The sequence below is a fragment of the Paenibacillus sp. F024 genome (assembly GCF_057814255.1).
In genome coordinates this window covers 1-251 of record NZ_JBVASZ010000211.1, presented here as the reverse complement: position 1 = coordinate 251, position 251 = coordinate 1, and the positions used below count along the sequence as shown (strand labels likewise).

Annotated in this window: 1 rRNA gene; it reads right to left on the bottom strand. The window is 46.6% G+C overall.

Annotated elements, in window-relative coordinates:
- Positions 1-121: ribosomal RNA gene (locus tag ACZYR9_RS27985) — 23S ribosomal RNA — on the bottom strand; the annotation flags it as partial.
- Between the last annotated feature and the right edge of the window lie 130 nt (positions 122-251).

The following is a 251-nucleotide window of genomic DNA, read 5'->3' as shown; positions in this document are numbered from 1 at the left end:
CCATTCGGACATCCCCGGATCAAAGCCTGCTTACGGCTCCCCGAGGCATTTCGTCGTTCGCCACGTCCTTCATCGGCTCCTGGTGCCTAGGCATCCTCCGTGTGCTCTTATTAGCTTAACCAATGCTCCGACTTTCGTCTTCGCTTCGTTTAAGATCTTAAAGATCTAGAAAATGATTCAGCATTTATTGCTTTGTTTCGATATCCAGTTTTCAAGGAACAAACAGCTTGAAAGGCATTGCACCTTTCAAA